23 protein-coding genes are annotated in these 20,342 nt (G+C 72.6%); 18 read left to right on the forward strand and 5 right to left on the reverse strand.

Features of this window, described 5'->3' with window-relative positions; translation table 11 throughout:
* Nucleotides 1–252: 252 nt before the first annotated feature.
* A complete protein-coding gene (locus tag ACZ49B_RS13860; RefSeq protein WP_468304745.1) occupies nucleotides 253–834 on the forward strand; it encodes a hypothetical protein in 582 nt (193 codons plus the stop codon).
* A gap of 148 nt (nucleotides 835–982) precedes the next feature.
* Nucleotides 983–2,404 (forward strand): NADP-dependent succinic semialdehyde dehydrogenase, encoded by a 1,422-nt coding sequence (locus tag ACZ49B_RS13865; protein WP_468304748.1) that lies wholly within the window; start codon nucleotides 983–985, stop codon nucleotides 2,402–2,404.
* Between the two features lie 14 nt (nucleotides 2,405–2,418).
* Here the strand turns inward: ACZ49B_RS13865 and ACZ49B_RS13870 are convergent, their stop codons facing one another.
* Nucleotides 2,419–2,772 (reverse strand): PRC-barrel domain containing protein, encoded by a 354-nt coding sequence (locus ACZ49B_RS13870; protein WP_468304751.1) that lies wholly within the window; start codon nucleotides 2,770–2,772, stop codon nucleotides 2,419–2,421.
* Between the two features lie 167 nt (nucleotides 2,773–2,939).
* Between ACZ49B_RS13870 and ACZ49B_RS13875 the strand changes: the two genes are divergently transcribed.
* From ACZ49B_RS13875 to ACZ49B_RS13885, 3 genes are all read left to right on the forward strand, one after another.
* Nucleotides 2,940–3,650, forward strand: coding sequence for an HAD family hydrolase (locus ACZ49B_RS13875; RefSeq protein WP_468304886.1), 711 nt, complete (start codon nucleotides 2,940–2,942; stop codon nucleotides 3,648–3,650).
* A 425-nt stretch (nucleotides 3,651–4,075) separates the two neighbouring features.
* Nucleotides 4,076–4,462 carry an STAS domain-containing protein gene (locus ACZ49B_RS13880; RefSeq protein ID WP_468304754.1) on the forward strand — a complete coding sequence of 129 codons (387 nt, stop codon included), beginning with the start codon at nucleotides 4,076–4,078 and terminating at the stop codon, nucleotides 4,460–4,462.
* A gap of 19 nt (nucleotides 4,463–4,481) precedes the next feature.
* On the forward strand, nucleotides 4,482–5,120 hold the full coding sequence (locus ACZ49B_RS13885) for an ATP-binding protein (RefSeq protein WP_468304757.1): 639 nt from the start codon (nucleotides 4,482–4,484) through the stop codon (nucleotides 5,118–5,120).
* Here ACZ49B_RS13885 and ACZ49B_RS13890 read toward each other — a convergent pair.
* Nucleotides 5,068–5,556 (reverse strand): STAS domain-containing protein, encoded by a 489-nt coding sequence (locus tag ACZ49B_RS13890; protein ID WP_468304760.1) that lies wholly within the window; start codon nucleotides 5,554–5,556, stop codon nucleotides 5,068–5,070. The genes ACZ49B_RS13885 and ACZ49B_RS13890 overlap by 53 nt on opposite strands.
* A 216-nt stretch (nucleotides 5,557–5,772) precedes the next feature.
* On the opposite strand from ACZ49B_RS13890, the gene ACZ49B_RS13895 reads away from it, so the two are divergent.
* On the forward strand, nucleotides 5,773–6,087 hold the full coding sequence (locus ACZ49B_RS13895; RefSeq protein WP_468304763.1) for a helix-turn-helix transcriptional regulator: 315 nt from the start codon (nucleotides 5,773–5,775) through the stop codon (nucleotides 6,085–6,087).
* A 159-nt stretch (nucleotides 6,088–6,246) separates the two neighbouring features.
* Complete coding sequence (locus ACZ49B_RS13900) at nucleotides 6,247–6,522, forward strand: isoamylase early set domain-containing protein (RefSeq protein WP_053789379.1); 276 nt, start codon at nucleotides 6,247–6,249, stop codon at nucleotides 6,520–6,522.
* Between the two features lie 127 nt (nucleotides 6,523–6,649).
* Here the strand turns inward: ACZ49B_RS13900 and ACZ49B_RS13905 are convergent, their stop codons facing one another.
* On the reverse strand, nucleotides 6,650–7,639 hold the full coding sequence (locus tag ACZ49B_RS13905; protein ID WP_468304766.1) for an LLM class F420-dependent oxidoreductase: 990 nt from the start codon (nucleotides 7,637–7,639) through the stop codon (nucleotides 6,650–6,652).
* 172 nt (nucleotides 7,640–7,811) lie between these two features.
* Here ACZ49B_RS13905 and ACZ49B_RS13910 point away from each other — a divergent pair, with 172 nt between their 5' ends.
* The 9 genes from ACZ49B_RS13910 to ACZ49B_RS13950 all read left to right on the forward strand — a co-directional run bounded on the left by ACZ49B_RS13910 (nucleotide 7,812) and on the right by ACZ49B_RS13950 (nucleotide 16,286).
* Nucleotides 7,812–8,414, forward strand: a complete 603-nt coding sequence (locus tag ACZ49B_RS13910) for a 2Fe-2S iron-sulfur cluster-binding protein (RefSeq protein ID WP_468304889.1) — start codon at nucleotides 7,812–7,814, stop codon at nucleotides 8,412–8,414.
* The gene (locus ACZ49B_RS13915; RefSeq protein WP_468304769.1) at nucleotides 8,411–9,418 is read left to right on the forward strand and encodes an FAD binding domain-containing protein; all 1,008 of its coding nucleotides are present in this window, start codon (nucleotides 8,411–8,413) and stop codon (nucleotides 9,416–9,418) included. Before ACZ49B_RS13910 ends, ACZ49B_RS13915 begins: the two co-directional genes overlap by 4 nt.
* Nucleotides 9,419–9,476: 58 nt before the next feature.
* Nucleotides 9,477–11,567: a xanthine dehydrogenase family protein molybdopterin-binding subunit gene (locus ACZ49B_RS13920; RefSeq protein WP_468304772.1), complete on the forward strand. Its 2,091-nt coding sequence runs from the start codon at nucleotides 9,477–9,479 to the stop codon at nucleotides 11,565–11,567.
* Nucleotides 11,568–11,835: 268 nt separating this feature from the next.
* The gene (locus tag ACZ49B_RS13925) at nucleotides 11,836–12,867 is read left to right on the forward strand and encodes a hypothetical protein (protein WP_468304775.1); all 1,032 of its coding nucleotides are present in this window, start codon (nucleotides 11,836–11,838) and stop codon (nucleotides 12,865–12,867) included.
* Nucleotides 12,868–12,938: 71 nt separating this feature from the next.
* On the forward strand, nucleotides 12,939–13,328 hold the full coding sequence (locus ACZ49B_RS13930) for a hypothetical protein (protein ID WP_468304778.1): 390 nt from the start codon (nucleotides 12,939–12,941) through the stop codon (nucleotides 13,326–13,328).
* Between the two features lie 76 nt (nucleotides 13,329–13,404).
* A complete protein-coding gene (locus ACZ49B_RS13935; RefSeq protein ID WP_468304781.1) occupies nucleotides 13,405–14,877 on the forward strand; it encodes an MFS transporter in 1,473 nt (490 codons plus the stop codon).
* Nucleotides 14,878–14,917: 40 nt separating this feature from the next.
* On the forward strand, nucleotides 14,918–15,409 hold the full coding sequence (locus tag ACZ49B_RS13940; RefSeq protein ID WP_468304783.1) for a flavin reductase family protein: 492 nt from the start codon (nucleotides 14,918–14,920) through the stop codon (nucleotides 15,407–15,409).
* Nucleotides 15,410–15,514: 105 nt separating this feature from the next.
* Nucleotides 15,515–15,670: a DUF6131 family protein gene (locus tag ACZ49B_RS13945; protein WP_468304786.1), complete on the forward strand. Its 156-nt coding sequence runs from the start codon at nucleotides 15,515–15,517 to the stop codon at nucleotides 15,668–15,670.
* 250 nt (nucleotides 15,671–15,920) lie between these two features.
* Entirely contained in the window at nucleotides 15,921–16,286 is a 366-nt protein-coding gene (locus ACZ49B_RS13950; RefSeq protein ID WP_468304788.1) for an SH3 domain-containing protein, read from the forward strand.
* Here ACZ49B_RS13950 and ACZ49B_RS13955 read toward each other — a convergent pair.
* On the reverse strand, nucleotides 16,283–17,479 hold the full coding sequence (locus ACZ49B_RS13955; RefSeq protein WP_468304791.1) for an FUSC family protein: 1,197 nt from the start codon (nucleotides 17,477–17,479) through the stop codon (nucleotides 16,283–16,285). The two genes, ACZ49B_RS13950 and ACZ49B_RS13955, sit on opposite strands and share 4 nt — an antisense overlap.
* 273 nt (nucleotides 17,480–17,752) lie before the next feature.
* On the opposite strand from ACZ49B_RS13955, the gene ACZ49B_RS13960 reads away from it, so the two are divergent.
* Complete coding sequence (locus ACZ49B_RS13960) at nucleotides 17,753–18,517, forward strand: VOC family protein (RefSeq protein ID WP_468304891.1); 765 nt, start codon at nucleotides 17,753–17,755, stop codon at nucleotides 18,515–18,517.
* Entirely contained in the window at nucleotides 18,504–18,719 is a 216-nt protein-coding gene (locus ACZ49B_RS13965) for a hypothetical protein (protein WP_468304794.1), read from the forward strand. Before ACZ49B_RS13960 ends, ACZ49B_RS13965 begins: the two co-directional genes overlap by 14 nt.
* Before the next feature lie 80 nt (nucleotides 18,720–18,799).
* Here ACZ49B_RS13965 and ACZ49B_RS13970 read toward each other — a convergent pair whose 3' ends face one another.
* On the reverse strand, nucleotides 18,800–20,299 hold the full coding sequence (locus ACZ49B_RS13970; protein WP_468304797.1) for a glycoside hydrolase family 18 protein: 1,500 nt from the start codon (nucleotides 20,297–20,299) through the stop codon (nucleotides 18,800–18,802).
* Between the last annotated feature and the right edge of the window lie 43 nt (nucleotides 20,300–20,342).

The following is a 20,342-nucleotide window of genomic DNA, read 5'->3' on the forward strand; positions in this document are numbered from 1 at the left end:
CACCCACCCCCCCCCCCCCCCCCCCCCCCCCCTCCCCCCCCCCCCCCCCCCCCCCCCCCCTCCCCCCCCCCCCCCCCTCCCCCCCCCCCCCCCCCCCCCCCCCCCCCCCCCCCCCCCCCCCCCCCCCCCCCCCCCCCCCCCGACACCGTGGGAACCATCCGCCGGAAACCCCCTCCGGACGCCGGTTTGCCGAGCCGCCGAACGCGTGAACCATCGGTGCGGCGCAGGCGTCCCGGCGGGAGGGGGGTGTTCATGCCAGGGAGCGAACCGCAGGTGTGGCGGCTCGCCGCGCTGGTGCCCGTCGTCGCGGCCGCGGCCGTGTACGCCTGGGCCCACTGGTGCTACGGCGGCACCTCGGCGCCGTCCGGCACGGTCGCGCTGGCGGGCGGAGCGGTGATCGTCGTCGGCGCCTCGGTGGCGTACTTCGCCTTCGTGCGCGGGAGCGGCAGTCTCTTCGGGGCGCTCTTCCTGGCCCTGGGGCTGCTCCTGACCGTGACGGCCGCGGATCAGGCCGCCTCGCGCGGGGAGGTCGCCCTGTGCGTCGTACGCGACGTCCAGGCCAGGGTGCAGGGCTCCGCCGGAGAGGGCGCCCCCGCGGAGAAGACCGTGTACCGCCACGTGCTGGACTGCCCCGGCGGCTACCCCGACGAGCTCAGGGACGACCGGCGCATCGCTGCGGCGGGAGCGGAGATCCGGGTCGCCTACGACTCCCGGCACCGGGCGTCCCCGACCCTGGAGGGCGAGAACTCTCCCTGGACGGCCGGAGCGTGGGCCGTGGCGCTGCTCGCCATGAGTACGCTGCTGGCCGCCGCAGGGCGCGGCCCGGACGCGTAGCCGGGCCACGGCTCGGGCAGACGTTCCGGTGGGTTCGGCGATCGAGTGAATCCGCTTCCCGGACTGACACACCACGGCGCCGTCCCGGGCGGACGGGGCGGGCCCGGTACGGTCCGATGCGACGCATCGAGGACGAGGAGAGCCTGACGTGCCCATCGCAACCGTCAACCCCGCGAACGGTGAGACGCTCAAGACGTTCGACGAGCTGGGGGCCGAGCAGATCGAGCAGCGCCTGGCGGCTGCCGACTCGGCGTTCCGCAGCTACCGCACGACGGCGTTCGCCGAGCGCGCCCGCCTCCTCGACCGTGCGGCCGACCTGCTGGACCAGGACCAGGACGACATCGCCCGTACGATGACGCTCGAGATGGGCAAACCGCTCGGTGCCGCCCGGGCGGAAGCGGCCAAGTGCGCGAAGGCCATGCGCTGGTACGCGCGCAACGCCGAGGAACTGCTGGCCGACGAGCACCCCGCCCAGGCCGAGGTGGCGGACGCCGGAGCTTCCCGCGCCCGGGTCCACTACCGCCCCCTCGGCGTGGTCCTCGCCGTGATGCCGTGGAACTTCCCCCTCTGGCAGGTCGTCCGCTTCGCAGCGCCCGCACTGATGGCGGGCAACGCGGGGCTGCTCAAGCACGCGTCGAACGTGCCGCAGACCGCGCTGTACCTGGGCGACCTCTTCCGGCGCGCCGGTTTCCCCGACGGCGTGTTCCAGACACTGCTGGTGTCCTCCCGTGCCGTCGAGGGCATCCTGCGCGACCCCAGGGTCGCGGCGGCGACCCTCACCGGCAGCGAGCCGGCGGGCCGGTCCGTCGCCGCGATCGCCGGCGACGAGGTGAAGAAGACCGTCCTGGAGCTGGGCGGCAGCGACCCGTTCGTGGTGATGCCGTCGGCCGACGTCGAACGGGCCGCAGCGGTCGCCGTCACGGCCCGGGTGCAGAACAACGGGCAGTCCTGCATCGCGGCCAAGCGCTTCCTCGTGCACGCCGACGTCCACGAGGAGTTCACCCGCAGCTTCACGGCCCGGATGGCGGCGCTGATCGTCGGCGACCCGATGTCGGAATCCACGGAGGTCGGTCCCCTCGCCACCGAGCAGGGCCGCGCCGACGTCGAGGAGCTCGTCGAAGACGCCGTACGCCGCGGAGCCACCGCGCTGTGCGGCGGGGGGCGGCCGAAGGGCCTGCTGGAGGACTTGGCCGGGGGCTGGTTCTACGAACCGACCGTGCTCACCGGGATCACCCCCGAGATGCGGATCCACCGCGAGGAGGTGTTCGGCCCGGTGGCCACCGTGTACCGGGTGCAGGACCTCGACGAGGCGGTGGAACTCGCCAACGACAGCCCCTTCGGCCTGAGTTCCAACGTCTGGACCCGTGACGAGGCCGAGCAGGAGCGCTTCGTACGGGACATCGAGGCCGGCGGGATCTTCTTCAACGGCATGACCGCCTCCCACCCGGCGCTGCCCTTCGGCGGCGTGAAGCGCTCGGGTTACGGGCGCGAGCTGTCGGGCCACGGCATCCGCGAGTTCTGCAACGCGACCACGGTGTGGCACGCGGCCGACCCCGGCAACGGCTCGTAGACGCCGCGGCCGGCTCAGGCCCGGTGCGAAAACCCCTGGTAGTAGCCCCCCAGCACGCGGTGGTAGTCCGCGTCCTCGAGGTGCTTCTCCTTGTCGAACTCCGGGGCGGACTTGATCTGCTCCTTGGTGAGGCCGACGTGGATCTTCTCCTCGTCCATGTCGATGCGGGTGACGGTGCCGGCCGGCAGCAGTACGTGCTTGCCGAAGATCCACGGGCCCGTGTCGACGACGACGTACGAGGCGCCGACCTCGTCGGAGTGCTTGTCGACCTTGCCGATGCTGCCGTCGAGCGCCTCGACCTTGTAACCGGTCAGGTCGGTTCCGGTCAGGCGCCCCGTCGTCTCGCGGTAGATCCACACGTTGATCATCGAGATCACTCCTTCGTCCCTGAGAAGGGGTCCTCAGAGGCGCCTGCCCAGCCCGTTCCGGTCCACACCACCCCGTTCCACCGCCGCGCATGCGGCGCGCTCCGGCGGGTAGGCGCGGCCCGTGTTCCCTGCAGTGAAGGAGGGCACGTATGAACCGCGCAGACCGTGTGAACCGCGCCGCGCTGTTCGATGTGGACGGGACGCTCGCAGACACCAATCACCTGCACGTCGTGTCCTGGTGGGAGGCGTTCAGGCAGGCAGGACACAGCGTGCCGATGCACGCCATCCACCGGGCGATCGGCCTGCCGGGCGAGGACCTCCTCGTCCACCTGCTGGGCGAAGGCCGGGACAGGAGCCAGGACGACGCGCTCAGCGCCGCGCACCACACCCTGTACGGGACGTTCTTCGACCGCCTGCCCCGGTTCGACGCGGCGGACGAACTGCTGCGCACGCTCCACCGGCAGGGCTGGCGGGTCGTCCTCGTCACCTCGGCCGCAAGCACCGAGCTCGATGCGCTCAGACGCGCCATCGACGCCGACGACGCCATCACCGCCACCGCGAGCTCCGACGACGTGGAGGAAGGCAAGCCGGCACCCGACCCCGTGCACCACGCCCTCGAACTCGCCGGTGCGGCCGCGCAGCGCTCCGTGTTCGTCGGCGACACCGTATGGGACATGAAGGCCGCCACCCGGGCCGAGGTCACGTGCGTGGGCCTGCTCTGCGGCGGGATCCCCCGCCACGACCTCGAAGAGGCCGGCGCCCGTGCGGTGTACCGGGACCCGTCCGACCTCCTCGACCGGCTCGACCACAGCCCCTTCGGCGCGGAACAGCCCCTGACGGGCACCGGCCGCTCTCCGGAAGGGAACCACGCACGATGACGTACACCCCCGCCTGCCGAAACCGGAGCGTCGGGACGGGCACGCCGCCCGACGATCCGGTACCGCCGAATCCCACACCGGCACCCGGCCCGGGCCCCGGCCCCGTGCCCGGACCGCTCCCGGGGCCCGTTCCCGCCCCGGGCGGCCCCGACCCGGTGCCCCCGGCCCCGCCGCAGCCCGAGCCCGACCCGCCGGCGCCCGTGCCACCGCCGGATCCGCACCCCCGGCCCGGACCCCTGCCCGGCCCGGCGCCCGCCCCGGAGCCCGTCACCTGAGCACAGGCAGCCGGCGCGCCGCTCGTATGCCGTGCTCTGCGCAAGGGTGGGTGAATGCGGGCGGGCTGACCGGGAAGAAGGATGAGGACCGGCGGCACGGTGCAGAGCACGCCCGGGACGGGGTCCGCCGGAACGGAACCGGAGTACCGCATGGCAGCAGATGTGTACGGTACGGGCGGTGGCGCCGCGCCGCGGTTTGCGGCGGACGTCCGCTGGAGTGGACGCACGGCGGTCGTCACCCTGGTGGGGGAACTTGACCACGACCGTCCGGAACCGCTCGTCGAGGCCCTGGGGCAGGCGCTGGCACAGGGCGCCGAGCGGATCGTCGTCGACTGCGGCCGGCTGACGTTCTGCGATTCGACGGGTCTCAACATCTTGTTGCGGGGACGGCTGGAAGCGGGAGAGGTCGGCAGTGTGCTGGAGCTCGCCGCGCTACGGCCCGTGGTGGCCCGCATGTTCGACATCACGGGGGCGAAGGCCCTGTTCACGGTGCACGCGGAGCTGCCGGAGGAGCTGACCGGACGGGCGAGGCCGTGAGGCCGGGTCGGAGCGGGTGATGAGCGAGTCGACGGGATCAGGAAGCCCTAGCAGGCGGCTCGGCCTGTACGGCGCCGCCAAGGTGGTGGGGCGCTGCCGCGACTTCTGTCGCAGCGCTCTCGAGGACTGGGCCTGGCCCGGTCCGGCAGCGCTCACCGGGCTCACGGACGAGGAGCGGGACGCCGCCGTCGAGGACGTCCTGTTGGTGGTGTCCGAGATGGTGAGCAATGCCGCCATGCACGCCGGAGGGCCCACCGAAATCGTCCTCCGGCTCGCCCGCGGCTACCAGGAGGCCTCTCCCTGGCGGGCCGGAGACCTGCGCATCGAGGTGAGCGACGCCAGCCACGCGCTCCCGCAGCTCCGGCCGCCGACTGCAGGGGGACTGCCCGGCGGGCACGGGCTGATGGTGATGAGCTGGCTCGCCCGGCGCTGGGGGGTGACGCCCCGGGCGGGCGGAAAATCCGTCTGGGCCGAGGTGGTGGCTCCGGCTCCGGTCCGTATCCTGCACGCTGCGCGCGCCCGGAGGGTGTCCGCCTCCCCGTGGTCGGACGCCCCGTGGTCGGACGCCCCGTGGTCGGACGGCGTTTCACCCCGGTTCGGCCGGTTCAGTGACGGAGCCCGTCCGGACGGGAATCCGGGGGCTCAGCGCGGGAACTGACCGCCTCGGCGGAATGCGGCCGGGGCCCGTCGATGTCCGGATGGGGCCGCGGCCCGTCGCCGTCGGGATGGGGCCGCGGCCCGCCGTCCCGAGACGGCCGGGACCCGTTGCCGTCGGGGAAGTACGCGAGGGTGCCCGTCAGCGTGAGCAGGCGCGCCACCCGGGCACTCATGTTCCGGACCTGGAAACGCCGGTCGCGGTCCACGCCTGCGCGCAGACGGGCATGCAGCAGGACGTTCAGGCACGAGCAGTCGCAGAAGGTCACGGCAGCCAGATCGAGCACCACCCCTGCGGGATAGGCGCCCAGGGCGGAGAGCAGGACGTCCTGAACTTCCGAGGCGGAGTCCTGATCGATTTCTCCGGCGAGGACGATCACCGCGCCGCCCGCGCCATCCGGTTCCACGCGGACGGTCGACAGTGCGCCGTCCGACGGCACGGTCGCTGCGCCTTGCCGAGCTGGGGACATCTCCGTCTCCCTTGGCCCAGTCGTATCGCTGTCACCTCGATGGTCCGCCGGGTGCTGTCATGCGTCAAGAATTACGGGAAAAATATTTCGCGTCTTCTCTTACACGTCTTCTGTCACGCGTCTCGTCTTACGCGACATGCCTTACGCGACTTGTGTCACGCGAATGGAGCGGCGCATGATGGAGACATGGAAAGAAGCTCAGAGCGCCGCCCCACGTGGACGTTCCTGACCAACCATGCACGGGTCCTCGTCGCCATCTCACGGGACCCCGGAGTCCGGCTGCGCGATGTCGCGGCCACCTGCGGACTCACCGAGCGGACCGTCCAGGCGATCGTCGCCGACCTCGAAGCGGACGGGTACCTGAGCCGCTCGCGCGACGGCAGGCGCAACCGGTACGAAATCGCCGAGGGGGCGATGTTCCGGCACCCCGCCGAGGCCGGCCACGAGGTCGCGGGCCTGCTCGCGCTGCTCGCCGAGGACGCGTCCCCGGCGAGGCGGTAGCGGGTCGGGCACGCCGGAGCCGGACCGGCTTCCGGAAGGCCGGGAGCAGCCACACGGGTGGTGCGGCGGCCGTGTTGCCGGGTGTGGAACCCCGCGGGCGACACGATGGACCATGGACCGGCTCCATGCCCGGTCCGTGTCTTCGTGGGAGGCCTGTCCATGCTCGAACGCAAGCTGCGCAAGGACCGTACCGAGGTGACGTTCGTCCTGCCGGGCGACGAGCCGCCCGGCCCGGTCAGCGTCGTCGGTGACTTCAACGACTGGAAGCCCGGTACGCACACGCTGACTCCGCGCGCCGACGGTTCGCGCGCCGTCACCGTCAAACTGCCGACCAAACAGGTGCATTCCTTCCGGTACCTGGCAGCCGGCGACTACTGGTTCGACGACGCGCACGCAGACGCACACGACGGCACCAACGGCCGCCTCCACACCTGAGCCCCTGCTTCACGATCGGGACCTGGCAGGACGGCAGGACGAGAACGCCTCCCGGCACCACCGCTGGTGCTCGGGAGGCGGGACCCCGTGCTGAGGGCGCATGCCACCCATGACGCCACCTCTTCGGTCACTGCGCCGCTGTGGTGGCCGGGCGCATCCCGCGCAGAGCGGGGAGCAGGGTCGCCTCGGCCCAGTCGAGGAAGGGGTGCTGGTGCGCTCCGCCCACCTGCACGAGCGCCACCTCCGTGAAGCCGGCGTCCACGAACGGGCGGACGGCGTCGACGAAGACGTTCACGTCCTCCCCGCACGGGATCGACTCGGCGACGTCCTCCGGGCGGACGTACCGGGAGGCCTGCTCGAACGAGGCGGGCCCCGGCAGCTCCGCGTTGACGCGCCAGCCGCCCAGTGACCAGCGGAACTGCTCGTGGGCGCGCTTGACGGCCGTGTCCCGGTCGACGTCGTAGCAGACCGCGAGCTGGCCGACCTTCGGCTTCCCGCCGCCGCCCGATCGGTCGAATGCGTCCAAGAGTTCCCTCTCGGGCTCGATGGCGATCACCAAGTCGGCGAGCCGGCCCGCCAGCTCGCAGGAGCGGTCGCCGGAGACCGCGACGCCGATGGGCGGCGGCTCGTCGGGCAGGTCCCACAGCCGGGCGTTCTCGACGTCGAAGTACCGTCCGTGGTGGTTCACGGAGCCCCCTGCGAAGAGCTCGCGGATGATCTCCACGGCCTCCTCCAGCATCTCCAGCCGGATGTGCGCGGCCGGCCACCCGGGGCCGACGACGTGCTCGTTGAGGTTCTCACCGGAGCCCAGGCCCAGCCGGAAGCGCCCCTCGGACAGCAGCTGCACGGTCGCCGCCTTCTGGGCCACGACCGCCGGGTGGTAGCGCACCGTCGGGCACGTCACGTAGGTCATCAGCGGGATGGCCGTCGTGGCCTGCGCCGCCGCTCCGAGGACGCTCCACGCGTAGGAGGAGTGTCCTTGGCTCTCGAGCCAGGGGAAGTAGTGGTCGGAGATGACGGAGAAGTCGAACCCCGCCCGTTCGGCACCGACCACGTGCTCCACCAGCTCCCGGGGGCCGGCCTGCTCGGTCATCATCGTGTATCCGAATCGCACCATGTGCCGCGCCTTACCGCTCTCCCGCCGGCGAAACCTGCCGGCCGCACGAGCCCCGGCCGTGGCCGGTGCGGATGCCGGAACGCGCGTGATGAACCAGGCTGGGCATCCGAAGGGACTCGCCGCCCTGCACCGCACACGGAGGGAGCCAGTCGTGGCACGCGCAGCCGACCCCATGGACGACGCCGGAGCCGACGCCGGAGCCGACCCTGACGCCGGCCCCGGCCCCGGCGCCGCGCCCGTCGCCTCCCGCGTCACGCTCCGCGTCAACGGCGCGCCGTACGTCCTCGGCCTGGACCACCGCGTCACCCTCCTCGACGCCCTGCGCGAGCACTTGGACCTGACCGGTGCGAAGAAGGGCTGCGACCACGGACAGTGCGGAGCGTGCACCGTGCTCGTCGACGGGCGGCGGGTCAACAGCTGCCTGCTCTTCGCGGTCGCCCAGGACGGCGCGGAGGTCACCACCGTGGAGGGGCTCGCCGACCCCGCGGGCGGCGACCTGCACCCCCTCCAGGAGGCCTTCCTCGAACACGACGCGTTCCAGTGCGGCTACTGCACCCCCGGCCAGCTCTGCTCGGCCCTCGGAGCCATCGAGGAGGCCGCCGCCGGGCACCCCTCCCGGGTCACCCCCGCCGAAGCCCTGGACTCCGCCGGTCCCGTCGCGCTGACGGCCGAGGAGGTCGGCGAACGTCTCAGCGGCAACCTGTGCCGCTGCGGCGCCTACCCCGGGATCGCCGCGGCCGTCCTCGCGACGGCGGACAAGAGCGTGGCCCGGTGAAGCCCTTCGCCTACGTACGTGCCGCCGGCCTCCACGAGGCCGTGACCGCCCACGCGGGCCACCCGGACTCCCGCTACCTCGGCGGGGGCACCAACCTCGTGGACCTCATGAAGCTCGGCGTCGAGAGCCCCGGCACCCTCGTCGACATCTCGCGCCTGCCCTTGGACGAGGTCGAGGAACTGCCCGGGGGAACCGTGCGCATCGGCGCCACGGCCCGCGGCAGCGACGTGGCCGCGCACCCCCTCGTACGCGCCCGTCACCCCGTGCTCTCGCAGGCACTGCTAGCCGGCGCCTCGGGACAGCTGCGCAACGTGGCCACCACCGGCGGCAACCTGCTGCAACGCACCCGCTGCGCGTCGTTCCAGGACGTGTCCAAGCCCTGCAACAAGCGCCGACCCGGCACGGGCTGCGGCGCACGCGAAGGGGTGCACCGCGACCACGCGGTGCTCGGGCATTCGGAGCACTGCATTGCCACCCACCCCTCCGACATGGCGGTGGCCCTGGCGGCGCTCGACGCCGACATCGAGCTGTACGGCGCCCGGGGAACGCGTACGGTGGCGGCCACCGCGTTCCACCGGCTGCCCGGGGACCACCCCGAGCAGGACACCGTCATCAGCCCGGAGGAGATCGTCACCGCGGTCCTGCTCCCACCGGCCCTTCCCGGGGCCGTCTCGCTGTACCGCAAGGCCCGCGACCGGGCCTCGTACGCCTTCGCGCTCGCTTCGGTCGCCGCGGTCCTCGTCCTCGAGGACGGACACGTACGCAGCGTCTCACTCGCCTTCGGCGGCCTCGCCCACCGGCCGTGGCGGGCCTCGGCGGCCGAGGAACGCCTCAGGGACGCCCGCCCCACCCCGGACGCCGTACGACAGGCCGTCGAGGAGGAGCTGAGTCGGGCGCGGCCACTGCGCGACAACGCCTTCAAGGTCCCGCTCGCCCGGAACCTGGCCTGCGACGTGCTCGGCAGGCTCGTCCGCGAAGCGGAAGGACGCCCCCGCACCCCGTAGCCGAAGGCAGACGAGCGCAGCCAGGCGCAGACCGGCACCGACCCCGAAGAGGAAGACCATGGGCCCCGACACCGCACTCGGCACCCCTGCCCTCCGGACGGAGGGCAGGGAGAAGATCACCGGCGCCGCCCGCTATGCCGTCGACCGCGTTCCCCCCGGCTGCGCCCATGCCTGGCCCGTGCCCGCCACCGTCGCCCGGGGACGCGTCACCGGCATCGACGCGGGCGCCGCCCTGTCCCGGCCGGGTGTCTACGGCGTCCTGACCCCCTACAACGCGCCGCGCCTCGGGCCGTCGGACGACCCGACGCTCCAGCTGCTGCAGGACCTGCGCGTCCCCCACCGCGGCTGGTACGTGGCCCTGGCCCTGGCCGACACGCTCGAAGGCGCCCGGGCCGCCGCCGCGGAGGTGCGGGTCTCGTACGCGACCGAGCCGCACGATGTCCTCGTCAGCTCCGAGCATCCCGGTCTCTACACTCCCGAGCTGGCCAACGGCGGGTACCCGGCCCACCGTGAACAGGGCGACGCGGACGCGGCGTTCGCAGCAGCGGCCGTCCGGGTCGACTGCAGCTACACGGTGCCACCGCTGCACAACCATCCCATGGAACCGCATGCCGCCACCGCCGAATGGGACGCCGAGCGCGGCCATCTGACCGTCCACGACTCCAACCAGGGCTCGGGACTCGTCCGGACCGTCCTCGCCTCGCTGTTCGGGCTGCCGGAGGACGCCGTGACCGTCGTCTCGCCGCACGTGGGCGGCGGCTTCGGCTGCAAGGGCACACCGCGCCCGCACGTGGTGCTGGCCGCCATGGCCGCGCGCCACACCGGCCGGCCCGTCAAACTGGCCCTCCCGCGGCGGCACCTGCCCATGGTCGTGGGGCACCGCGCGCCCACCCTGCACCGGGTGCGCCTGGGCGCCCGCCCCGACGGCACCCTCACCTCGCTGTCGCACGAGGTCACCACCCACACCTCCCGGGTGAGGGAGTTCGTCGAGCAGGCCGCCGTACCCGGCCGTGTCATGTACGCCGTCCCGGACAGCCGCACCACCCACCGCGTCGTCCCGCTGGACGTGCCCACCCCGTCCTGGATGCGCGCCCCGGGGGAGGCGCCCGGCATGTACGCGCTGGAATCGGCCGTGGACGAACTGGCCGACGCCCTCGGCATCGACCCCGTCGAGCTGCGCATCCGCAACGAGCCCACGGCCGAACCCGACAGCGGCCGCCCCTTCAGCAGCCGACACCTGGTGGAATGCCTGACCGAGGGCGCAGCCCGATTCGGCTGGGCCGAGCACCGTACGCCGCGTCACGACGGGCCGCTCCTCGTCGGAACCGGCGTGGCCGCCGCCACCTACCCCGTGCTCGTCGCACCCTCCACGGCCCGCGCCCGCGCCCGCCCCGACGGCACCCACCTGGTCGAGATCAACGCCACCGACATCGGGACCGGCGCGCGCACCGTCCTGGCCCAGGTGGCCGCCGACGCCCTGGGGGTCCCGCTCGACACCGTGCGCGTGGACATCGGGCACACCGACCTGCCGCGGGCCTCCCTCGCCGGCGGCTCGTGCGGAACGGCCTCGTGGGGCTGGGCGGTCCACGACGCCTGTACCGGGCTGGCGGCGCTGCTGGCCCGCCATCACGGACCACTGCCGCAGGAGGGCCTGTCGGCCTCCGCGGACACCACGCCGTCGGCCAAGCAGAAGTCCCCGTACGCGCGCCACGCGTTCGGTGCCCACTTCGCCGAGGTCCAGGTCGACACGGTCACCGGCGAGGTACGGGTGCGCCGCCTGCTCGGTGTCTTCGCCGCCGGCCGCATCCTCAACCCGCGTACGGCGCGCTCGCAGTTCACCGGGGGCATGCTGATGGGCCTCGGCATGGCGCTCACGGAGTACAGCACCGTGGATCCGGCTTTCGGCGACTTCGCCGAATCCGATCTGGCCGGCTATCACGTGCCCGTGCACGCCGACGTCCCCGCCATCGAGGCGCACTGGATCGACGAACACGACAAGCACCTCAACCCGATGGGGAGCAAGGGCATCGGTGAGATCGGCATCGTCGGGACGGCGGCCGCGATCGGCAACGCCTTCTGCCACGCCACGGGGCGGCGCCTGCGCGACCTTCCGCTCACACCGGATCGGGTGCTGGCGGCTCTGGGGTGAGACGGGCCATCGGGACGAGCCGCCATTGCCGCCGGATACGCCGATGGCCCCGCCACCCCGTTGACACGGGTGCGGGAGCGGCCGCGCCGGCGGCGGGCGAACCCCGGATCCCGGGCAGATGCCGGACGTCGGTCACCCGAAAGGGGGGAGACGGCCGGGGCGGGCCGGACGGAACGGACCGGGACCGCCGTGGGAGTGCGAAGTTGCCCGTGGTGGTCGAGTGACACGGCCGCCGCGTCCCGCCACCCGGATGTCCGAGGAGCCGGTCATGGTCCTGCCGCCCGCGATCCGCGAGAACCCGCCCGAGGGCGTCGGACGCCGCTCACTGCTCCTGGGCACGGCCGCCTGGTGCGCCGGTGCGGCGGGCTGTTCGCCGGGTTCGGAAGCGTCGCCCGCCTCCCGGCGCACCACGCCGGCGGAGGCCGCGCGCACATCCGCCTCGCCCGCGCCCTCGGCGAGTCTTCCGGCCGCAGTTCCCTGGCGGCCGGGCCCGGGCGAGATCGAACCCGAGGTCAAACTCGCCGCCGTACGGCTCGTCGAGGCGCTCGGGACCTGGCCGCCGGGCCGGGGCGGCCCGCGCAACGCGGCGCAGCGGGCCGCGGCACTCGGCATCGCCGGACCCCTGGCCGCCCGGCTCGCCGCCGAAGCGGGGCCGCTGACACCCCCGGCGGACCAAGCCGTCGTCCGCGTGATCGACGCGCAGTACGGCGGCCTCCTGCCGGACACCGCGAGCGTCCTGATCCCCTGTGCCCAGACCACCCGTACCGGCGGGGTCGTCCGCCAGGGCGGAACCACCGTCGACGTCCGGCTCGACCGGACCTCCGCAGGCTGGGCCGTCACGGCTCTGCACCCCGGGCGCCCGGGGCCCCCGGCGCCGCTCGGCGCCTCGGCGCGGGCGGTGCTCGCCCAGCCCCGGATCGAACTGCCGCCCGACTCGGCCGCGGACGTCCGCAGCGGGGCGGTGCACGAGAGCGTGCTGCGCGCGATGCTCCGGCTCGCCGACAAGTACCGGGTGTCGGTCAGCGTCGTCCGGTCGGGGCACCCGCTCAACGTCTTCGGCACGAGCCGGCCGAGCGACCACCCGGTCGGCCGGGCCTTCGACGTCTGGGGCATCGACGGCCGCCCCGTCGTCGACCCCGCGACCCCGCGCAGCCTGATCACCGCATTCATGCGCTCGGCAGCGGCCGCGGGCTCGTACAACGTCGGCGGCCCCGTACGCCTTTCGGGTGGAGCCACGCCGAACCAGTTCTTCTCCGACGAGACGCACCACGACCACGTGCACGTCGGTTTCGCCGGCTGACGCCGCGCCCCGCCCCGGCGCACGGGGGGACACGCCCGGGTTGCGGGGCGGACCTTGTAGCATTCCTCCCCATGTCGAAGCCTGACGACCTGCTCGTTGCCATCGCCGCCGCGGTGGAGTCGCAGCAGACCAATCAGATGTCGTTGACCGTCCTGGTGCAGGGCGCCGTGATCACCGGCCGCCTCGCTCCCGAGAGCACATGGCGGCGGAGGGTGGCCGAAGTCCTGGCGGATTCGGACCGGCTCGGTCCGTTCGCGAGCCTCTTCATGGATGCGGAAGGGGCCGAGGGGACGGACGTCCCCCCGCGCAGCGCACCACATCCCCCCTCCTACTTGCACTTCCACGTCGCCCGGATCCTCCAGGGCACCATGGGCATCCCCGAGACCGGTGGCATGTACCGGATCGCGATCAAGGACGTCAGCGGTTGGACGATGGGCGACTTCAGCTATTCCGAACCCTGAGACCCGCGGCGCCGGCCTCGGTCCGTCACTCGAACGGCCCCGTTTGTGCCCGTGCCCGGCGGGCAAGCGCAGACACATGTCTGAGCTGGAAGAACGGGTGACGGCGACCGTCACCACCAAGGTCCCGGCGCGCTTGGACCGGCTGCCCTGGTCGCGGTGGCACTGGATGATCGTGGTCGGGCTGGGCACCGTATGGATCCTGGACGGCCTCGAGGTCACCGTCGTCGGAAGCATCGCCGGCCGGCTCTCCGAGGACGACAGCGGCCTCGCCATCACCGACGCCCAGGTCACCGGCCTCGCGGCGGCGCTGTACGTGGCCGGCGCGTGTTCGGGCGCGCTGGTCTTCGGGCGGCTGACGGACCTGTTCGGCCGCAAGAGGCTCTTCCTGGTCACGCTCAGCGTCTACCTGGCGGCGACGGCCCTCACCGCCCTGTCGTTCTCCGCCTGGTGGTTCTTCCTCTTCCGCTTCCTCACCGGCTTCGGCATCGGCGGTGAGTACGCGGCCATCAACTCCGCCATCGACGAGCTCATCCCCAGCAAGTACCGCGGTCGCGTCGACCTCATCATCAACGGCAGCTTCTGGCTCGGCGCCGTGGCCGGCGCACTGCTCTCCGTTGTCGCCCTCGACCCCGACATCTTCCCTCCGTCGATCGGCTGGCGGCTCACCTTCGCCCTCGGCGTCGTCCTGGGTCTGGTGATCCTGCTCGTCCGGCGCCACGTACCGGAGAGCCCGCGCTGGATGTTCCTCCACGGCAAGGCAGAGGAGGCCGAGCAACTCGTCGACGACGTCGAACGACGGGTGGCGGCGGAGAAGGGCCGGCCCCTGCCCGACGTCAGCGAGTCCATCACGGTCACCCAGCGCCTCAGCATCGGATTCGGCCTGATCGCGAAGACGGTCTTCCGCTCCTATCCCCGCCGCGCCGTACTGGGCCTGTCCCTCTTCATCGGACAGGCCTTCCTCTACAACGCCATCACGTTCGGGTTCGGCAGCATCCTGATCCGGTTCTTCGACGTCTCCAGCGCCGTCACCGGCTACTACTTCGCCGTCGTCGCCTTCGGGAACTTCCTCGGGCCGCTGCTGCTCGGCCGGCTCTTCGACACGGTCGGCCGACGCCCCATGATCGCCGGTACGTACGTGCTGTCCGGGCTGCTGCTCTTCGGCACCGCCTGGCTCTTCGGGGCCGGAAAGCTGACGGCGGTCACCATGACGGCCTGCTGGTGCGTGGTGCTCTTCTTCGCCTCGGCGGGGGCGAGTTCGGCGTACCTGACGGTCAGCGAGATCTTCCCGATGGAGACGCGAGCCATGGCCATCGCCTTCTTCTACGCGATCGGAACGGCGGCCGGCGGCATCTCCGGGCCGCTGATCTTCGCCGAGCTCACCGCCAGCGGGGTGGTCGGCGACGCGGTCCTCGCGTTCTGCATCGGCGCCTCCCTCATGGTCGCCGCCGGGCTGGTCGCCGTCTTCTGCGCGGTGGCCGCCGAAGGCCGGTCGCTGGAGCAGATCGCGACGCCCCTGTCGGTGCACCGCCCGAGCGGTCAGGGCCTCTGATGGGCCCCGGGCGGGCACCGGTGAACCGGAGGTAGGGATCATGACGGAGCTGGAGCCGAACTCGGTCACCGACGTGCTCGACGGGCCCGTGTACGTGGTCACGGCGGCGGGCGGCGGCGAGGTGGCGGGTTGCCTCGTGGGCTTCGCCTCGCAGTGCTCGATCCACCCGCCGCGGTTCATGGTGTGGCTGTCCACGCTCAACCACACGTACCGCGTCGCCCGTGCCGCCTCACACCTCACCGTGCACGTGATGCGCGGTGACCAACGCGCACTGGCCGAACTGTTCGGCGGCCGGACCGGTGACCGGGTGGACAAGTTCCGGTCGGTCGCCTGGCAGCACAGTACGGACGGCAGTCCCGTGCTCACCGACGCCTGCGCCTGGTTCGTGGGCCGTGTCGAGCGGCACGTCGAAGGCGGCGACCACGTGGGCTTCCTCCTGGCGCCGACCGAGCAGTCCCCGCCGGTCGACGGCGTCCCCGCCCTGCTGCGGTACCGCGACGTCAAGGACATCGAGCCCGGTCACCCTGCCTGACCGCGCGATGCAATTTTCGAGCGCCTTCGAGGCATGAAAAGCGGCATTCATGGTACACGCAGGGTGTCCTGGTGCACTCAGGTACTGGGGCACTGGGAGGTTGTCGTGATTATCCTCGGAGTGATCCTGCTGATCGTAGGATTCGTCACCGGAATCTCGATTCTGTGGACGATTGGCCTGATCCTCGTCGTGGTGGGCCTGATCCTTTGGCTGCTCGGCGCTGTCGGGCACGCGGTGGGAGGTCGCAGCCACTACTGGTGACGACGGCCCGTGCGGCCCCGTGAGGGGCCCCACCCAAGCGCGTGGTCCCCGGCAGGGCGGGTGCCCTGCCGGGGATTCGCCGTGCCGGGCGCAGCGCGGCGCCGCCGGGGCCGCGCAGTCGCTGCGCCATACGTATGACTGGGCGGCATGCCGCCGGGACCGGGCGGCCGTTGCCGGGGCAGTGTCGACCGCAGGCCCGGACGCGAACGGCCGGCCGAGGCACGCACGCACCACGGAACGGGAGAAGCGCATGGGGCAGCGGAACATGCAGACGGCGGTGGCGATGGCCGCGGTGGGCCTGGGGTTGCTGCTCCCAGGGGTGCCGGCGGCAGCGGCGCAGGCCGCCCCGAACTCGGCCACGCCTGCCACGGGAGCCCGGTACGCGCACGTGCAGGGCGTGGTGGTATCCCGCGCCCCCCTCCACGTACGGAACAAGCCGACGACCACGGCGAAGGTGATCGGGACGCTGGCCCCCTCCGAGAAGGTCGAGCTGTCCTGCCAGGCCAAGGGCTCCTGGGTGGAGGGCAACAACATCTGGTACCGGCTGCACGGCGAGCCGGGCTGGGTCTCGGCCCGTTTCGTCCACAACTACACGCCGGTGCAGTGGTGCCGTTAGGGGTTGCCGCCCCGCCACAGGCGCTGGAGCTGCGGGCGCCGGGCGCGCGCCGTGCGCGAGTGCCGGTCGAGCTCCTCCACGAGACGTTCGGAGCGCTTCTCCACCCCCAGTTCGTCCAGTACCCGGTCGGCTTCCGCGAGCAGGGCGCCGTACAACTGCCACGTTCCCGGCCGCGAGCGCGCCTCCTCCTGCAGAAGGCGCGCGGCCCGCTCGCGGCTGATCCGCGCGGCCGCGAGCTCCTGCGTCAGCCTGACTTCCGCCTCCTCGGCACTGGCGCTGATCTGCGCGGTGATCAGTACGGCGAAGCTCTCGAGCGCCATCGCCATGTGCCCGAACAGCTCCCGCAGCGCCTGCGCGAGGTGGTCCGTGAAGAGCGGGCCGTCCGTGCGCGTCCTGGCCAGGTCGGTCAGGGTGCGGCAGCAGACCCGCAGGACCACGGCGCAGATCTCCAGCGTGTCGAGTCCCGTACGGAGCACCAGGCGGAAGAGGAGCGCCTCCTTCACCCGGGGGTTGAGGCGCAGGCTGTCCTCGGCCTGCCGCAGCGCCGAGTCCACGTGCGCGATGTCGTTGTCCAGCCGCCGTGCCTCGTGCAGCCGTGCTGCCGCCTGCTCCACCGGCGTGTGCTGGTCCAGCTCGTCGCCGAGGTGGACCAGCAGGTTGCGCATACGGCCCGCCAGCGAAGTGATCGCCTCGCTCGCCGGCGCCACCCATACGGGCGGTGCGAGGAAGAGGTTGAACAGGAGCCCCACGACGGCGCCGATCAGGGTCTCCAGCACGCGGTCCCAGGCGGTGGCCGCCACCTGTGTCACCCCGAGCACCAGCATCGCGCTGATCGCGACCTCGGGGACGAACTCGTCGACCCGCACCAGATGGCCCACGACGAGCGAGGTGAGGATGACCAGGCCCAGGCTCCACCAGGTGAGGCCGACGAGGGCGCTGAACCCGATGGCGACCAGGACGCCCGCGACGACCGAGTTCACCCGCCGGATGCCGGTGGTCAGGGTGGTGTAGAGGGTCACCTGGACGACGAGCAGCGCCGTCAGGGGTGCGGTCAGGGGCGCCGGCTCGCTGCTCAGCCAGAGCGCGACGACGTAGGACACGACGGCGGCCGCCGTCGACCGGAGGGCCTGTACGACGACGGGATCCCGACGGCGGCGGACGAGCGAGCGTACGGTGACGATGACTTCCGGCATACGTGCCTTCCTTCCCGGACTCAGCCGCACCACGCGTCACAGGGATCAAGAGGCCACGTCCGGACGCGCGGCCGTGGTTCGCGCCCCTCCCGTACCCCGTACGCCGTACGCTGTTTTCCGGTGGCTGCGGCCTCGCCGAGACACGAGTGGCCCAGCCTCGGAGCCGGTCACCCGGCCCCGGGCTAGTGTGGGTCGGGGGAGGTCAAGGGAGGTCGGTGCCTGGTGTCGACGTCAAGCCATGAGGTGTTCGGCGCGCCGTGCTGGGTCACCCTGATGGCCCGCGATCTCGATTCCGCCCATCAGTTCTACGGCGCCGTACTGGGCTGGAGGTTCCGCCCGACCCGCCTCGGCGAGGGGTTCTCCGTCGCGCTGCAGGACGGCGTACCGGTCGCCGGAATCGGCGCGCTGGCCCCGCGCCTCGGTGTCCCCGTGGCCTGGACGCCGTACTTCGCCGTCGATGACGCGGACGACACCGCCGCCCGGGTGCGCGAGCGCGGCGCCACGATGGCGGTGGGCCCGCTGGCCTTCGGGACCGGGCGGGCCGCGCTCGCGGCCGACCCCGACGGCGCGGTCTTCGGCTTCTGGCAGGGCGAGGTGATCCCGGACTGGACGGCGCATCCCGGCGGCGCCGCAGGATGGCTCGAACTGCGCACCCGCGACGCCTTCGCCGCGGCCGTGTTCTACGGCGAGGTGCTCGACTGGGCCTGTGAGCGCCCCGGGTGCTGCGACGTCTCGTACGAGCACGGCCACGTCGTCGTCCGCCGCGGCCGCGACACCGTGGCCCTGATCAGCGGCGGAGCCGTCGAAGAGGCCCCGGATCCGCAGGTCCGGCCACGCTGGCACGTCCACTTCCACGTGCCCGACCTCGAAGCCGCCGTGGAGACCGCCGTCCGGCTCGGCGGCCGGACCGTCTCACCCGTCCACACCACGGCCACGGGGCGCCGGATCACCCTGAGTGACCCGGACGGCGGCCTCTTCACGGTGGTCACGGCCCCGGACCCCCGCTTGAAGAAGGAGGAGAACGATGCACATGGATGAGCTCTCGCGGTTCCTGAAGGCCCTGACCCCGGCCCGCCGGGAAGAGATCGAGCAGCTGCCGCGCGCACAGCAGCAGGAACTGGCGGCTGCCTGGGAGGCAGAACTCCGGGACGATCACGCGCTGGACACCCTCTCCGAGCTGTCACCGCCGGCCGCCGAGAGCGAAGCGGCCAAGCGCGTCACCGGAGGTTCGCCCGACTGACGGGCGCGACACCCCGACCGCGGTACCGGACCACCAGGCGCTCGCCGAGCAGTTCGGCACCCCGGTACCGGACGGCCGGACTAGCCGCGGGCGGCGAAGGCCTTCGTGAAGGCCAGGGGTTCCTGGACGACGGAAGAGCACGTCGCGTCGGCGGAGTTCTTCGCGCCGCCCGGGCACTGCTTGTCACGGGCGCCCGACCACATCGCGAGCCAGCCGAGGCCCTTGGCCCGGGCGAACTCCACGAGCTGGGTGGCGTCGTCCACCTTGAAGATCTCGCTGGAGACGTCGTTGACGCCGATCATCGGTGTGACGGCCACCGTCTTCCACGCCGCCGCGTCGCTCAGACCCAGTACGCCCTTGATCTGCGCCTGCGTCGCGGTGGCCGCCTGGATGGCGTAGCCGCCCATGTCGCCGCTGTACGCCGGGCCGTAGTCCATCGCCATGATGTTGACGGCGGACACCGCCACACCGTTCTGCTTGGCATGGGCGATCAGGTCGACGCCAGGCTGCGTGAGCCCTTCCGGCATCACGGGCAGGGTGAACGAGACGTCGAGCCCGGGATGCGACTTCTGCAGCTGGGCTATGGCCTGCGCGCGCCGGGTGTTCGCCGCCGTGTCGGGCAGGGCCGCGCCCTCGATGTCGAAGTCCACCTTGGTCAGCTTGTACGTGTCCACCACCTTGCCGTAGGCGGCGGCGAGGTCGGCGGAGGAGGTGCACGCCAGGCCCAGCTCGGAGCCGGCCGCACCGCCGAACGACACCCGGACGTCCCCGCCCTTGGCGCGCAGCGCGGCGATCTGCGAGGCGACCCGGTCGTCCGCGAGGGCCGTGACGCCGCCCCAGAGCGGGGAACAGCCGCCGCCGGAGGTGATGAAGGCCAGGTTGAACTCCTTCACGCCGGTCTTGGCCGCCGTGTCCAGGAGATCGAAGGCCGGGTAGAGCGAGGTGTCCACGTACGGCGCGAACCCGGCCGACGTGGTGGTGCCGCCGCCCGGGGGCACGGTCGGGGTCGGTTTCGCCGTGGCCGTCGCCGTGGCCGTTGCGGTGGGGGCGGTCGTCGGCTTGGAGGTGGGCGAGGCGGAGGCCGTCGGCGCGGTGGTGGGCGCGGTGGTGGGACGGCCGCTGGGGATCGGCGTCGGCCCGGTGGCCGGGGAGCACTTCTCCTTGTTGATCAGGCACCCCGTCGGGCTGGCCGGGTTCCCGCTCGCGCTGGTCACGAATCCGACGGTGACCGAGCCGCCGGCGGTGAGACCGGCCGTGTCCCAGCGGGGCGGCTTGACCGTCACGTGCTGCCCGTTGACGGTGTGTTCGCCGTTCCAGAGGGAGGAGAGGGCCGTGCCGGCCGGCAGGTCGAACTCGAGGGTCCAGTCCTTGAGCGTCCCGCCGCTGCGGTTGGTGATGACGTACTGGCCGGTGTAGCCGGTGTTCCAGCTGCTCGCCTTGGTGAAGGTCGCGCCGACCGACGCTGCCTGTGCGGTACCGGTCAGCACCAGGGCGGTGCCGCCGACGGCCGCCGCGACGGCCACTGCCGCGGCCGCCTTCGCCTTGGCGCTCGTCGTACGGCGATGGGAATTGCCAGCCATGAGGACCTGCCTCTGTGCGGGGATGAGGTTCGAGCAGCACGCT

It is taken from the genome of Streptomyces sp. NPDC031132 (genome assembly GCF_055570595.1).